This is a genomic window from Natroniella sp. ANB-PHB2 (genome assembly GCF_046097105.1).
Classification (GTDB): domain Bacteria; phylum Bacillota; class Halanaerobiia; order Halobacteroidales; family Halobacteroidaceae; genus Natroniella.
The window spans coordinates 1924786-1938770 of record NZ_CP175562.1 but is presented as its reverse complement, the minus strand read 5'-3'; the positions used below and the strand labels follow the sequence as shown (position 1 = coordinate 1938770).

General features: G+C 34.9%; 13 protein-coding genes. 12 read left to right on the top strand and 1 reads right to left on the bottom strand.

The window, feature by feature from the left end; all coding sequences use genetic code 11:
* Positions 1 to 5: 5 nt before the first annotated feature.
* From pfkA to ACKF5P_RS09675, 10 genes are all read left to right on the top strand, one after another.
* Entirely contained in the window at positions 6 to 1004 is a 999-nt protein-coding gene (gene pfkA / locus ACKF5P_RS09720; RefSeq protein ID WP_408955006.1) for a 6-phosphofructokinase, read from the top strand.
* Positions 1005 to 1035: 31 nt separating this feature from the next.
* Positions 1036 to 2787, top strand: coding sequence for a pyruvate kinase (gene pyk, locus ACKF5P_RS09715; protein WP_408955005.1), 1752 nt, complete (start codon positions 1036 to 1038; stop codon positions 2785 to 2787).
* A 136-nt stretch (positions 2788 to 2923) separates the two neighbouring features.
* Positions 2924 to 3391 carry an FxsA family protein gene (locus ACKF5P_RS09710; RefSeq protein WP_408955004.1) on the top strand — a complete coding sequence of 156 codons (468 nt, stop codon included), beginning with the start codon at positions 2924 to 2926 and terminating at the stop codon, positions 3389 to 3391.
* Between the two features lie 27 nt (positions 3392 to 3418).
* Positions 3419 to 4630 carry a protoglobin domain-containing protein gene (locus tag ACKF5P_RS09705; RefSeq protein WP_408955003.1) on the top strand — a complete coding sequence of 404 codons (1212 nt, stop codon included), beginning with the start codon at positions 3419 to 3421 and terminating at the stop codon, positions 4628 to 4630.
* Positions 4631 to 4816: 186 nt separating this feature from the next.
* A complete protein-coding gene (locus ACKF5P_RS09700; protein ID WP_408955002.1) occupies positions 4817 to 5593 on the top strand; it encodes an undecaprenyl-diphosphate phosphatase in 777 nt (258 codons plus the stop codon).
* Between the two features lie 366 nt (positions 5594 to 5959).
* On the top strand, positions 5960 to 7618 hold the full coding sequence (locus ACKF5P_RS09695; protein ID WP_408955001.1) for an ABC transporter substrate-binding protein: 1659 nt from the start codon (positions 5960 to 5962) through the stop codon (positions 7616 to 7618).
* A gap of 94 nt (positions 7619 to 7712) precedes the next feature.
* The gene (locus tag ACKF5P_RS09690; protein ID WP_408955000.1) at positions 7713 to 8684 is read left to right on the top strand and encodes an ABC transporter permease; all 972 of its coding nucleotides are present in this window, start codon (positions 7713 to 7715) and stop codon (positions 8682 to 8684) included.
* Between the two features lie 16 nt (positions 8685 to 8700).
* Positions 8701 to 9633: an ABC transporter permease gene (locus tag ACKF5P_RS09685; protein WP_408954999.1), complete on the top strand. Its 933-nt coding sequence runs from the start codon at positions 8701 to 8703 to the stop codon at positions 9631 to 9633.
* A 3-nt stretch (positions 9634 to 9636) separates the two neighbouring features.
* Positions 9637 to 10680 (top strand): ABC transporter ATP-binding protein, encoded by a 1044-nt coding sequence (locus ACKF5P_RS09680; protein WP_408954998.1) that lies wholly within the window; start codon positions 9637 to 9639, stop codon positions 10678 to 10680.
* A gap of 26 nt (positions 10681 to 10706) precedes the next feature.
* Entirely contained in the window at positions 10707 to 11684 is a 978-nt protein-coding gene (locus ACKF5P_RS09675; RefSeq protein WP_408954997.1) for an ABC transporter ATP-binding protein, read from the top strand.
* 80 nt (positions 11685 to 11764) lie between these two features.
* Here ACKF5P_RS09675 and ACKF5P_RS09670 read toward each other — a convergent pair whose 3' ends face one another.
* Positions 11765 to 12652: a polysaccharide deacetylase family protein gene (locus ACKF5P_RS09670; RefSeq protein WP_408954996.1), complete on the bottom strand. Its 888-nt coding sequence runs from the start codon at positions 12650 to 12652 to the stop codon at positions 11765 to 11767.
* A 322-nt stretch (positions 12653 to 12974) separates the two neighbouring features.
* On the opposite strand from ACKF5P_RS09670, the gene ACKF5P_RS09665 reads away from it, so the two are divergent.
* Both ACKF5P_RS09665 and ACKF5P_RS09660 read left to right on the top strand, forming a co-directional pair.
* The gene (locus ACKF5P_RS09665) at positions 12975 to 13535 is read left to right on the top strand and encodes a manganese efflux pump MntP family protein (protein WP_408954995.1); all 561 of its coding nucleotides are present in this window, start codon (positions 12975 to 12977) and stop codon (positions 13533 to 13535) included.
* A gap of 68 nt (positions 13536 to 13603) precedes the next feature.
* Positions 13604 to 13810 (top strand): hypothetical protein, encoded by a 207-nt coding sequence (locus ACKF5P_RS09660; RefSeq protein ID WP_408954994.1) that lies wholly within the window; start codon positions 13604 to 13606, stop codon positions 13808 to 13810.
* The last annotated feature ends 175 nt before the right edge of the window (positions 13811 to 13985 follow it).

The following is a 13985-nucleotide window of genomic DNA, read 5'->3' as shown; positions in this document are numbered from 1 at the left end:
GTAGCATGAAAAAGGTGGCTGTCTTAACTAGTGGAGGGGATGCACCGGGAATGAATGCTGCTATCAGGGCAGTTGTTAGAAAAGGAATTTATGAAGGTTTGAAAATAATAGGAGTTAAAAGAGGATATGCTGGTTTAATTGAAGGAGATTTTGAGCCTTTAGAGCGGCGTTCAGTAGCAGATATTATTCATCGCGGTGGAACATTTTTAAGGTCAGCTCGTAGTGAAGAGTTTAGGAGTAAAGAGGGTAGAAGAAAAGCAGTAGAACAATTAAAGTATATCGGTGCTGATGGATTGGTGATTATTGGTGGTGATGGTTCATTTAAAGGAGCTCAATTATTAGGAGAAGAATCGGATATTAAAACGGTTGGAATTCCAGGAACCATAGATAATGATATTGCTTGTACTGATTATTCTATTGGTTATGACACTGCTCTAAACACTATCTTAGATGCTATGAATAAGATTAGAGATACAGCCACTTCCCATGAAAGAACCTTTGTAATTGAAGCTATGGGTAGACATTCTGGCTTCTTGACATTAATGTCTGGACTAGCAGGAGGAGCAGAGTCGATTCTGATTCCAGAGTTTGATTTTGATCTTGATCAAGTCTGTCAAAAGTTAGAAGCTGGTTATGAACGAGGAAAATTACATAGTATTATTTTAGTAGCTGAGGGTATTGGAGATAACTTTCAAACCAGTCGTGACTTAAATGAAAGTAAAGCATTTGCTTTGGGAGAGGAAATTAGCAAAAGAATCGGTTTAGAAACAAGAGTAACGGTATTAGGACATTTGCAACGTGGAGGTACTCCGACAGCCCAAGATAGATTACTAGCTACTAGATTAGGAGCAGCTGCTGTAGATGTATTATTAACAGGAGAGACAAATAAGATGGTTGGTGTGATTCATGATCAGATAGAGGTTGCTGAAATTGAAGAAGCTATTGAAAGTCAAAAAGATGTAGATGAAGGATTATATGAATTAGCTGATATATTATCATTATAAAAAGTAGTGATAGAATAAAGGGGGGAAGGGAATGAGAAGGACTAAAATTGTCTGTACCATTGGCCCTGCTAGTGATGATAAAGAGACTTTAACGGAATTAATCGATGCAGGAATGAATGTAGCTCGTTTGAATTTCTCACATGGTGATCACCAAGAGCATCAAGCTAGAATTGATTTAATTAGAGAATTAGCTATAGAGAAAGAGAAACCGGTAGCTATATTACTCGATACTAAAGGGCCAGAGATTAGAACGGGAATGTTAGAAAATGATCAAAAGATAGAGTTAGAAGCAGGACAGAAATTCACATTGACAACTGAAGAGATCGAAGGAACTGCTACTAAAGCATCAATTAATTATCAAGAGCTGCCCCATGATATTTCTGAGGGTAAGAGAATATTAATTGATGATGGATTAATTGAGTTAAAGGTAATAGAAATAAAAGAACCAGAGATTGTTTGTGAAGTGATCAATGGTGGTCAGTTAGGTTCTAGAAAAGGGGTTAATCTACCAGGGGTATCGGTTAAGCTACCTGCTATTACTGATAAAGATATTGCAGATATTGAATTTGGAATTGAGCAGGGAGTAGATTTTATTGCTGCTTCTTTTGTGCGAAAAGCTGATGATGTATTAGCAATTAGAGAAATTTTAGAAGAACATAACGCTGATATTAATATTATTCCTAAGATCGAGAACCAAGAAGGTGTAGAAAATATCGAAGAAATTCTTGATGTTTCAGATGGCCTAATGGTAGCTCGGGGTGATTTAGGGGTTGAAATCCCTCCTGAAAAAGTTCCAGAAGCTCAAAAGATGATGATCAGTAAGTGCAATGAGGCGGGTAAGCCTGTAATTACTGCTACTCAGATGTTAGATTCAATGATTAGAAATCCTCGACCAACAAGAGCTGAGGCCAGTGATGTTGCTAATGCAATACATGATGGTACAGATGCTACAATGTTATCTGGTGAAACTGCTGCTGGAGATTATCCAGTTGAAGCTGTGAAAACAATGGCACGAATTGCATTAGAGACTGAAAAAGCATTAGAGCATAATTTATTTTTGGAGATAAGTGATAATGCTCAAAAATCGACGACAAGTTCGATCAGTTATGCTACTTGTAAGACTGCATCTAATTTAGAAGCAGCAGCTATCATTACTTCTACTCGTTCTGGTTATACTGCGCGAATGGTTTCTAAATATCGTCCTTATCCACCCATTATTGCAGCAACTCCCAGCAAAAAGGTATTAAATAGGTTATCTTTATCTTGGGGAGTTAAGCCGGTATTAGTCAATGAAACTGAATCAACTGATGAGATGATTGATGAATCAGTTAGTGCTGCCTTAAATAATGAATTTATTGATCATGGAGATGTGGTAGTGATTACTGCAGGAACTCCGGTTGGAATTACAGGTACAACTAATTTATTAAAAGTACACACTGTTGGTGAAGTAATAACTCAAAGTATAGGAATTGGCAAGAGGTCAGCTAGTGGACGAGTCTGTATTGTGAATAGTGCTGAGGAGGCTAAAAGAGAGATTCAAGAGCAGAGTATTTTGGTTACTTCGATGACTGATGAAAAGTTTACTTCGGTTATGGAAAAATGTTCAGCAATTATTACACAAGAGGGCGGATTGACTTCTCATGCTGCAATTATAGGGTTACAGCTTAATATTCCTGTAATTGTTGGTGCTCAAAATATCATGAATAAATTGGAGACAGGTGATATCGTAACTGTAGATAGTATTCGTGGATTGGTTTATAAAGGTGAAACTAGAGTTTTATAGTTTTTTAAGGTGCGTGGCTTAAGCTACGCACCTTTATTTATATAATTGGTAATAGAGATTAAAATTTTGTGATAATAAAGGATAATAATTCTTGATAAAGAATATATAAAGTATAATTGAAGAAGGTGGGTTGATAGTGGTAAAATTAATTTTACTCTTTACTCTTGTTCCGTTAGCAGAACTCTTTTTTTTAATTAAGGTTGGTGAATATGTGGGAGTTGGCTGGACTATTCTTTTAGTAGCTAGTACTGGAATAGTTGGAGTTTCTTTAGCTAAATTACAAGGACTAGCTATTATAGGTAAGACTAAATTTACTTTGGCTCAGGCTAAGATGCCTAAAGATGAGTTAATTGATGGTCTGTTGGTTTTAATTGGAGCAGCAATGCTATTGACGCCTGGTTTATTGACTGATTTAGCTGGTTTTTCTTTAATCATTCCTTTTACAAGAGCTAGGATTAGATCTATTGTTAAGGATAAATTTAAAGGGAAGATAATTACAGGTAGCTTTAATTTTGGGCCAAGCAGTGTAAATCAAGATTATAATCAGAATAAAGATGATGATGAAACTATAATAGACATTGATGATTATGAAGAGATTGATTAAAATAAGTTTCTTAAAGGAGGTAATAACATGAAACAAGAAGATCTGAAAATGATGATGAAGAAAGGAGTTAATCCTCATGAAATGATGAGTAAAATGTCTGGAGGAATTTCTAGTATAGAAGATCTGACTAAAGATGAGATTGCACATCGGAAAGAGATTGTTAAGTTTACTGACCGTGATCTAGAATTATTAGAGGAGATGAAGGAACTCTTTTATGAGGTTGTTGATCAAGTAGTCGATGAATTTTATGAGCATATTTATAGTTTTGGCCCATTAAAGAAGATCATTGATCAACACAGTACGGTAGAAAGGTTGAGTAAGACCCAAAAGCAATATTTTTTGGAGTTGGTTGATGGAGTTGATGGAGGATATGATGTAAATTATTTTAAAGAAAGATTTAAAATCGGTAAGATGCATGATAGGATCAATTTAGGGCCAAAGTACTATATTGGTGGCTATGCTACTTATTATAACTTGACGATTCCTAAAATAATAGATTACTTTCAAGATCAACCAGCTAAAATTCCAGATGCAGTAATGGCTTTTTTACGTATCACTAACTTAGATATGCAAGTAGCAATGGAGACTTATATTGCTGCCTTTATGGAGCTAGGAACAACAATTGATACTTTAGAGGGAGCAAGTACTAACGTAACAAATGTTTCTGAAGACTTGGCATCTTCTAGTGATGAGTTAAGGGCAGCCTCTGATCAATTAACTAATAATGTGATTGAAATTTCAGAGCGTAGTCAAGAGCAAGCAGTCAATGCTCAAGAAGCAACGGAAGAAATTAAGAATCTAGCTGAAATGTCGGAGAATACATCTGAACAGATCGAAGAAGCGGTTACAACAATTGAAAAGATTGCCAGTCAAACAAATTTATTAGCTTTAAATGCTTCCATTGAAGCTGCTCGGGCAGGAGAGCATGGTCGTGGTTTTGCAGTTGTAGCACAGGAGATTAAGAATTTAGCGGAGAACTCTACTGAAGCTGTAGAGAGGATAGGAGCAATGGTACAAGAAATTCAAGAAAATACAGTTAGTAGTACAGAAAAGACGGTAGGCCTAATTGAAAATATATCTGCTGCGTTAGAAGATAATGCTGCTGCAACTGAGGAAGCAAGTGCTTTTACAGAAGAACAAGGAGCTACTATTCATGAGTTGGCTGAATCAGCTAATAAACTGACTGAAACTTCAAATCAGATGCAAGAGTTGGTGAAGAAGTTGAAAGCTAAGCTGTAATGTAGTGATTAGTAACTAGTAATTAGGGTTAATTACAATTATGTGTCAGTAAAAGATTAAGTTCAAAACCTTTAGAATTTCACAGACATAGACTACTGACACTATATATCAATTGATTTTTAACTAACAAAGATGATATAATAGAATTAGTTTTAAATAAGTAGATGGTAGTATAGGAGGAAGAAGATGGACTTAATTGAAGTTATAATTTTAGGAATTGTACAAGGTATAGTAGATCCGATGCCTGTTAGTAGTTCAGGGCATTTAGTACTTGTACAACATTTATTTGGAATTCAAGAACGATTAACTTTAAGTATATTTTTACATTTTGGAACATTGATTGCAATTATGATTGTATTTTGGCAGGATATAATTGGAATTACTAAATTTAGATCAAGCTTTAAATATAGAAAATTTACTAAGTATATCTTGATTGGAATTATTCCTGCTGGAGTGATTGGAGTTATATTCAAGGGCTTTTTTGAGGGAGTGTTTGCCTCTACAATAGTGGTAGGTGTGATGTTATTAGTCACAGGAACCTTGCTTTGGATTTCTGAACGAGTCAATGATGATGGTCGGAAGATGGAAGAGATGGAATTTAGTGATTCGTTAGTAGTTGGTTTTGCTCAGGCTGCTGCTATCTTTCCTGGTCTTTCTCGTTCAGGAACTACAATTATAGCAGGTTTATTTAAGGGTCTAGATAGAGAGTTAGCTGTACGTTATTCTTTTTTATTATCCATTCCTGTTGTTTTAGGAGCCACTTTATTACAGGCTGTTGATTTGATGCGAGTAGGTATTGGGGAGATAACTGTTCTTCAAATTATTGTGGGAACAATGACTTCAGTGATATCTGGTTATCTAGCACTTAAATTATTATTAAAGATTGTTGAAAAACAACGGTTGAGTTTGTTTGCTTATTATTGTTGGGCTCTAGGATTTTTGGTAATCTGGCTAGTTGGATAAGAGTAGAGTGGAATTATAAAAAAGAATAAATTACAATAAAACTAACTCATAAATATTAAGCTTAATATTTATGAGTTTTTTATTTTTCTTGACAACATTAGAAAATGTTTGTATAATTAACTTAAATATCACAAAACTCTTACATCATAACTAAATTAAGCTTAAGTTATCTGTATTAACTCAAGTTATTTTTAGTTATGAATTGTTTTATTAGGTCTAATTAATGTAAGTTTAATATCAATGCAAATTCAATGATGTTAAAAATAGGACCTAATTAATTTAGGAGGTGAAGTAAAAGAAGAGAGTAGGGAGAATATTTTGAAACATCGAAAAATTATAAGAATTTGAGGAGGAGAGAATTAAAAAATGGCTAAGACTAGAAATATTGTAGTTGTTTTGTTGGTATTAGTCTTGGGATTAGTAGTAGTTGGTTGTGGTGAAGAAGGGGCTGATGTATCAGTTGAGGGATTGACTCAAGTCCCGGAGGTTACTATGTATACAACTACTGCGGAGTATGACCCAGTAAGATATGAAGCTGCTTTTATGGTGGCAGAAAATTGGGAAGAGTTAGGGATAGATGTGAATGTTCGACCATTAGAGTTTAATTCATTGATTGAAAGGGTCTTTGATGCTGAAGAGAAGGATTTTAATGCTTTTATCTTAGGATGGTCAGGAAGAATTGAGCGATTAGATCCTGATATGTTCTTGTACTCTAACTTTCATAGTTCCCAGGATATGCCTGGAGGGAATAATGCTTATGGTTATTTTAATCAAGAATATGATCAATTAGCAGAAGCCCAACGAGAAGAAATGGAGGTTGAGAAAAGACAAGAGGTAGTTCATGATTTACAAGAGATGTTAGCTCAAGATATTCCTAAGATTGCACTTTATTATAGAGATGAATATCAAGCTTACAATCATGAAAAGTTCGATAACTTTATCGTGATGCCAGGAGAGGGGATTTATAATGAATGGACTCCAGTAGAGATTGAGCCATTGACTGACGATACTGTGCTTGAGATAGCTTCAACGCAAGATTTGGATACCTTAAATCCAATGACAGCTCAAACTGTATGGGAGTGGAAGTTACTTAGGTTAGTTTATGATAAATTAGTACGTTTAAGTCCTGATGTAGAACCTACTCCATCAGCTGCGGAAGGCTGGGAAATTGTTGATGATGTAACGGTAGATGTTACATTAAGAGACGGAATGGATTTTCATGATGGAGAAGAAGTGACTGTAGATGATGTTAAATTTACCTTCGATTATATGTTAGAGTGGGGTGTACCTTATTTTGATACTTTCTTAAATCCTGTAGATAGTGTAGAGGTAGTAGCTGATGATGTAGTTAGATTTAATTTAGTTGAACCTTATGCACCATTCATTACAAATACGTTGGCCCAAATACCTATCTTACCAGAGCATATCTGGTCAGGTGTTGTAGATGGTGAAGAGATAACTCATCCAGATGAATGGGATAACCCAGAACCTATTGGTAGTGGACCATTCAAATTTGAATACTGGAGAAGAGGAGAAGAGATTAAGTTAGCTGCTAATGAAGAACACTTTACTCCGCCGAAGATTGATGGATTACTCCAGGTATTGTATGGTCATGCTGAAGGTGTATTAGGAGCTTTAGAACAAGGAGAAGCTGATATGAATGCTTGGAGATTTGAGCCACTTCATATTGAGCAGGCGAGAGAGATAGATCATTTAACATTGACTGAAGCACCTGATATTGGTTATTATTATGTAGGATTCAATTTAAGAGAGGCACCATTTGATAACCTTGAACTTAGAAAAGCAATGGCTCATACTGTCGATTATGATACTATAATTGATGCTTTAATTCATGGTTATGGTCAAGCTGGTGGAGCTGGAGCAGTACTTTCTCCTGCTAATGAATTTTGGGCCAACGATGATATGACTAACTATGAATTTGATTTAGAAAGAGCTAGAGAGATTTTAGAAGAAGCAGGATATGTTTGGGATTCAAATGGCAGATTATATCTACCAGAAGAGTAAATAATCATTCATAATTAAAAGAATAGCTAGGAATATTCCTAACTATTCTTTTTTTTTATAAAATTAATATTGCTTATGGAGGTGATGGCTAAAAATGATTAAGATGATTTTAAAAAGATTAGGGCAGACTATTTTGAGTTTAGTTGTAGTAGCAACTATTATATTTTTTATGTTTAGATTGATGCCTGGAGATCCAACAGCAGCAGTGGTAGATCCTTCTATTAGTGTTGAGGCTAGAGAAGCAATGATCCAGCGGTTAGGACTTGATCAGCCTTTATATCAACAGTATTTTTCTTTTTTATCTGATGCTGTCAGAGGAGATTTAGGACGTTCATTTTATTATAGAAGACCGGTGATGGAAGTAATAGGAGATAAAGTGATTAATACTTTGATGTTGATGTTATCTGCTATGTTGATTGCTTATGTAATTGGAATACTAGTGGGAGCTTATTTGGCCTGGAAGCGGGGCAGTAAGCAGGAAGCAACTTTGATCTCAATAGCATTAACTTTTAGATCTGCACCTACATTTTGGGTGGGAATGTTATTTATTATGTTCTTTTCTTTTAGACTAGGTTGGTTTCCGCATTCAGGAATGAGAAGTTCTGGTTATGAAGCTTATAATACATTTGATGTCTTTTTCTCACTAGATTTTTTACGGCATTTATTTTTACCGGCTGTGGTAGCAGGATTGTACTTTTTAGCAACTCCGTTATTGATGATGAGAAATACGATGTTGGAAGTGTTGGGTGAAGATTTTATAGAGATGTGTCATGCTAAAGGATTAAAGGAAAAGGTTATTCTTTATCGTCATGCTGCACGGAATGCTTTATTGCCTGTGGTGACAACTGGAGCTTTATTTTTAGGACAAGCGATAGGTGGCCAGGTGTTGATTGAGTATGTATTTGGTTGGCCGGGATTGGGTACTGAAATTATTCAAGCAGCTCAAAGGCATGATTATCCGTTGGCCCAGGCCAGTTTTTTATTAATAGCATTAATGGTGATGGTAATGAATTTTTTGGCTGATTTACTTTATGGATATTTAGACCCAAGGATAACTTATAAGTAAGAAGGTGGTGAATATAATGACTGAACCTGTAGTAGAAAATGTAGAAGAAGTTGAACTAAAGAGAAAGAATCTTAAGGATAGTTCGATTGCAAGTACTTTTAAGCTCTTTAAGAAGGTACTAAAAAGAGATAAAATGGCTATGTTTGGAGTTGTAGTATTGATCTTTTTTATTTTAGTAGCTGTGTTTGCTCCACTAATTGCTCCTTATGACCCTTATGAAATGAATCGTACAGAGGATGGAGCGATTGCAAGATTACAACCTCCTTCTGCTCAACATTGGTTTGGGACTACTAATTTAGGACGTGATGTATTTAGCCAAGTTGTAATGGGATCTAGGGTTGCTTTGCTAGTAGGGTTTTTGGCTGCTTTTTTGGTAACTTTTATCGGTACTAATGTAGGGTTGATTGCTGGATACTATGGAGGAGCAATTGATAACTTCTTGATGCGAATTGTAGATATCATGTATGCTTTGCCATTTATTCCTTTTGTTATTATATTGGTAGCATTATTGGATCCGAGCATTTGGAATATTATTTTGGCTATTTCTTTGCTTACTTGGAGAACTGTAGCACGGATTATTCGTTCTCAGGTCTTATCAGTGGTAAATAGACCGTTCATTAAGGCGGCTAAAGTAGCAGGAGCATCTGATTTAAGGATCATGTATAAATATATTACTCCTAATATTATCCCGCTCGCTTTATTAGAAATGGCTTTTATGGTTAGCTGGGCTATTTTAGCTGAGGCTAGTGTCAGTTTTATTGGGTTTGGAGATCCAGATGTAATTAGCTGGGGCCAAATCTTACACACAAGCTTTTTAACTGGAGCTATTAGGACTGCTTGGTGGTGGGTTATCCCTCCGGGGGTAGCTATTGTATTAGTTTTAGTGGCAATCTTCTTTACTGCTAGAGCCTTTGAAGAAATTGTAAATCCAAGATTGAGGAGGCGATAATTGATGCCACTATTAGAGGTAAATAATTTAGGAATAGATTATATTACAGAAAAAGGAACTTTAGAAGCTGTTAGAGGTGTTTCTTTTAGTTTAGAAAGAGGACAAAATCTGGGGTTAGTAGGTGAGAGTGGTTGTGGAAAGACCACAGTTGCTAAATCATTAATGAAACTATTACCTAGTAATGGAGTTATTTCAGAAGGAGAGATTATCTTTAAAGGGCAAGATGTAGTAGAGATGACACCAGAGAAAGTACGACAGATTCGGTGGAATGATATTTCAATGATTGCTCAAAGCGCAATGAATGCTATGGATCCAGTTTATAAAATAAAAGATCAGATTATAGAGGTAATTAAGACTCACCAATCACAGGTAGATAAGAAAGAGGCTATCGAGCGAGCAGCGAACTTATTTGAATTGGTAGGACTGGAGCGTAAGCGGTTGAATAGCTATCCTCATCAGTTAAGTGGTGGAATGAAGCAGAGAGCAATTATTGCGATGGCTCTAGCTTTGAGCCCTGCTTTAGTAATTGCAGATGAGCCGACTACAGCGTTAGATGTGGTTGTACAAGATCGGATTTTACACCAAATTATAAAGTTGCAACAGGAAATAAATACTTCAATGGTTTTTATCACTCATGATATCTCAGTGGTAGCAGAGACTTGTGATCAGATTATTGTGATGTACGGTGGTAGAATTGCTGAAATAGGAAGTACAAGAGACTTTTTTAAGGATACTCATCATCCTTATGGATTAGGTTTGCAAAATGCATTTCCAAGTATTAATGAAATAGGAGAGAGGTTGATTTCAATGCCGGGTTCACCTCCTAATTTAATCAACCCTAAACCAGGTTGTCGATTTGCTCCTAGATGTCCTTTTGCAGAAGATGTTTGTTATGCAGAGATGCCTGGTTTACAAGAAATTAAACCAGGTCACTATTCTGCCTGCCACTTTACCGATAGAATTGATGAATTTAGAGAAAAAGCAAAGTTAAGAGAAACCTGGGAACAGGTAAAAGAACGTCAAATAAAAAAACAACTAAGAAGATAATCCAGATAAGCTAGGGAGGTGAGAATATGGCAAATAATATGCTAGAGGTAGAAGGATTGAAGAAGTATTTTTCAGTGGGAGCGGGTATAACAAATATATTTAAACCAAAAGAATATGTTAAGGCGCTCGATGATGTTTCATTAACTATTAAAGAAGGTGAGATTTTTGGTTTAGCTGGAGAGAGTGGTTCAGGGAAGAGCACTATTGGAGAGATATTATTGAGGTTACAAGAGCCGACTGAAGGTAAAATAACTCTTGATGGAGATGATTTCACGAAATTAACCAGAAAAGATGAAAAGAAGTTTAGAAGAGAAGTGCAGATGATCTTTCAAGATCCTTATGAAACCTTAAACCCACGATTTACGATCTATCAGACTGTAGCTGAACCATTATTGATTCATAAATTAGGTGATGAAAATGAAATTTATGATAGGGTGGTAGAAGCATTAGAAACAGCTGAGTTGAGACCAGCCGAGAAGTATCTAAATCAATATCCTCATGAATTAAGTGGAGGGCAGAGGCAAAGAGTGGCTATTGCTAGAGGAATTGTATTAGAACCTAAATTTTTAGTAGCTGATGAGCCTGTATCTATGTTAGATGTCTCTATTCGAGCAGGTATTTTAAATCTATTGGGAGATTTACGGGATGAATTAGGTTTGACTATGGTATATATATCACATGACTTATCTACAATTAAGTACTTATGTGATCGGATTGCAATTTTATATTTAGGAAAGATTATGGAGATTGGCCCTACTGATGAAGTCATAATGAACCCAAGGCATCCTTATACGAAGACTTTATTATCAGCAGTGCCTGTTCCTGACCCTGATGTGAATAGAAAGCGGATTGCTCTTGATGATGAAGTAGCTAATCAAATTGATATTCCACAGGGATGTCGATTTAAGCCACGATGTTCTATGGCTAAAAGTGAATGTATAAAGTGCAATCATAAACTGAAACAAGTAGGAGAAGATCACTATTCAGCATGTGTTTTAGATTGACCTTAAAAAGGTTTCTTGGCGAATTGAGCCAAGAAACCTTTTCTATTTTAGTTGGGTGTTAATTAAGTGATGAATAAATACTAATAATTATTATTGTTAAAGAGTAATTCATCGACAGTTTTAAATTTATAACCATCTTCTCTTAACAACTCTATTATTCTAGGTAGAGCTTGAACAGTTTCTTTATGAATAACACCATTATGCAGTAGCACAATTCCTCCTGGATGATAATGTCTCTCTACTTGACCTACAATTTCTTCATGAGTATCCTCAGCATAATGCCAGTCAAAGCTATCAATCGACCAGTTAACCATTTTCCAGCCTTGATAGCCTAAGAATTCAATAGTTTCATCATTAATAGCACCAAATGGTGGTCTGATAATTGTAGGATAAACTCCTGTAATCTTTTCAATTTTTTCTGAAGTTGGTATTATTTGATTATATAATATCTCCTCATTAGTTAAATCAGTAAAATTTTCATGATCCCAAGAGTGATTAGCAACTTGGTGTCCTTCATCTACCATTCTTTGTGCAATATCAGGAAACTGTTTGACATTCTGTCCTAAGACAAAGAAGGTTACTTTAATATTCTCTTCTTTTAATATGTCCAAAATTTCTGGTGTGTTTATATGCTCTGGGCCATCATCAAAGGTAAGGGCAATTACTCTCTCTTCAGTTTCTTTACTTAAAAACAAAGTGTCTGGATATTTTTTTGCTTGCCTTTCAATAGTCTCTTTAAAACCATTTAACTCTTCTTCTAGTTCATCATCTAGTTCTTCATCTGAATTGCTATTATATAGTTTAGGTTCAGCTGCTAAATCATTTTCGTCATCTATCCCTTCTGTGATTTCATTACCATCTTCTACATTATTATTTGGAAGTGTTATAACCCCCAAGTGTCCTAATGTAAAACCAAATAAAGTAATTATTAATAATAAAGTTAATCCAATTACATATTTTGATTTCATTTTTATCTCCTTTCATTTATAATAATACTAGAAATATTGTATAAACCTTTATTGTTTAGGAAAATATTATTTTTAGAAAATATCGTAGCTTTCTGTTTTAAAATTTTTTATGGATTAGCTAGACTCAAACTTAATCTTAGGCTCTGATCAAATGTCACCCTAAGCTTAGTTTATCATAAATAAACTATATTTATAGCTTGATTTTATAAAAATAAATTTTTTAAAAGTTATATTTTAACTTTAAAGTTTAAATTAATATAATAAAGAAAAACTAAATTGAGAAATATAAAAGTAAAGAAATTTAATTAAGGAGGGATAAGTAATGATACCATCAGTTTTGCTAGCAATATCTTCTACTCTTGATGACTTAAGTATAGGTTTTTCTATGGGATTAAAAAAAGGTAGACTTGCAGTACGTTCAATCTTTGGAATAGCTGTTATTTCAGGGTTGACAATGTTAATTGGATTATTAATTGGAGAACAACTTGCTCTTTTATTTCCTGAAAGAATAGATATATATATCAGTGTTACTGTTTTTACTTTATTTGGTTTATGGTTTTTGTGGGAAGGTTACAGCAAAGATAATGATGAGAAGGCTGAGCAAAAAGTTGAAGAAAGTTTTATGGAAAAGCATTATATGTCCTGGTATGCAGTTATAACTTTGGGTTTGGCTTTGGGAGTAAATTCATTGTTTTTAGGCTTTTCAGGAGGATTGCAGGATTATCCTATCTTCTTTACTAGTATTGCTACTGCAGTTGCTAGTATGTTCTTTATTTGGTCGGGTTCTCGATTAGGAGGACAGATGACAGGTTGGATTGGTGATCGGGCCAACTATATAGCAGGAACTATACTGTTATTTATGGCAGTAATGGAACTGTTTTAGGTGATAAAAAGTTCTAGTATGTTTATTGTATTTAATCTGTAAAATATATTCTAGGAGGTGAGCTTTCTATGAGAGAAGAGAAGGATAGAAGAGATAATGGCTTCCTAGATAATGATATAACAGGGTTAACTAGTGATAATCTTGATCCTAGAAGTACACGTGAGCATAATATGAAAGTAGAAAGAGATCTTCTATCTCAAGTAGACCTTGAGATAGGAACATCAAAGAGTTTTAAAGAAGATATTGCAAAAATAATTGGAGAATATAATGGCTAATTGTTAAGCTGCAAAATATATTCTAGGAGGTGAGGTTTGAATGACGGAAAAGGATAATAGAGAAGGAAAATAATTTCCAGATAATGATATAGCAGAAGAAGTTATTAGTAATCTTGATCCTAGAAATACAAGGCAAGGAAATATAAAAGCGGGTAGGGTTGATATGCCCCAAGTA

Excerpts from the sequence above, each read along its gene's own strand:
- pfkA (WP_408955006.1), top strand. The coding sequence starts at position 6 with ATGAAAAAGGTGGCTGTCTTAACTAGTGGAGGGGATGCACCGGGAATG.
- pyk (WP_408955005.1), top strand. The coding sequence starts at position 1,036 with ATGAGAAGGACTAAAATTGTCTGTACCATTGGCCCTGCTAGTGATGAT.
- ACKF5P_RS09705 (WP_408955003.1), top strand. The coding sequence starts at position 3,419 with ATGAAACAAGAAGATCTGAAAATGATGATGAAGAAAGGAGTTAATCCT.
- ACKF5P_RS09700 (WP_408955002.1), top strand. The coding sequence starts at position 4,817 with ATGGACTTAATTGAAGTTATAATTTTAGGAATTGTACAAGGTATAGTA.
- ACKF5P_RS09695 (WP_408955001.1), top strand. The coding sequence starts at position 5,960 with ATGGCTAAGACTAGAAATATTGTAGTTGTTTTGTTGGTATTAGTCTTG.
- ACKF5P_RS09690 (WP_408955000.1), top strand. The coding sequence starts at position 7,713 with ATGATTAAGATGATTTTAAAAAGATTAGGGCAGACTATTTTGAGTTTA.
- ACKF5P_RS09685 (WP_408954999.1), top strand. The coding sequence starts at position 8,701 with ATGACTGAACCTGTAGTAGAAAATGTAGAAGAAGTTGAACTAAAGAGA.
- ACKF5P_RS09680 (WP_408954998.1), top strand. The coding sequence starts at position 9,637 with ATGCCACTATTAGAGGTAAATAATTTAGGAATAGATTATATTACAGAA.
- ACKF5P_RS09675 (WP_408954997.1), top strand. The coding sequence starts at position 10,707 with ATGGCAAATAATATGCTAGAGGTAGAAGGATTGAAGAAGTATTTTTCA.
- ACKF5P_RS09670 (WP_408954996.1), bottom strand. The coding sequence starts at position 12,652 with ATGAAATCAAAATATGTAATTGGATTAACTTTATTATTAATAATTACT.
- ACKF5P_RS09665 (WP_408954995.1), top strand. The coding sequence starts at position 12,975 with ATGATACCATCAGTTTTGCTAGCAATATCTTCTACTCTTGATGACTTA.
- ACKF5P_RS09660 (WP_408954994.1), top strand. The coding sequence starts at position 13,604 with ATGAGAGAAGAGAAGGATAGAAGAGATAATGGCTTCCTAGATAATGAT.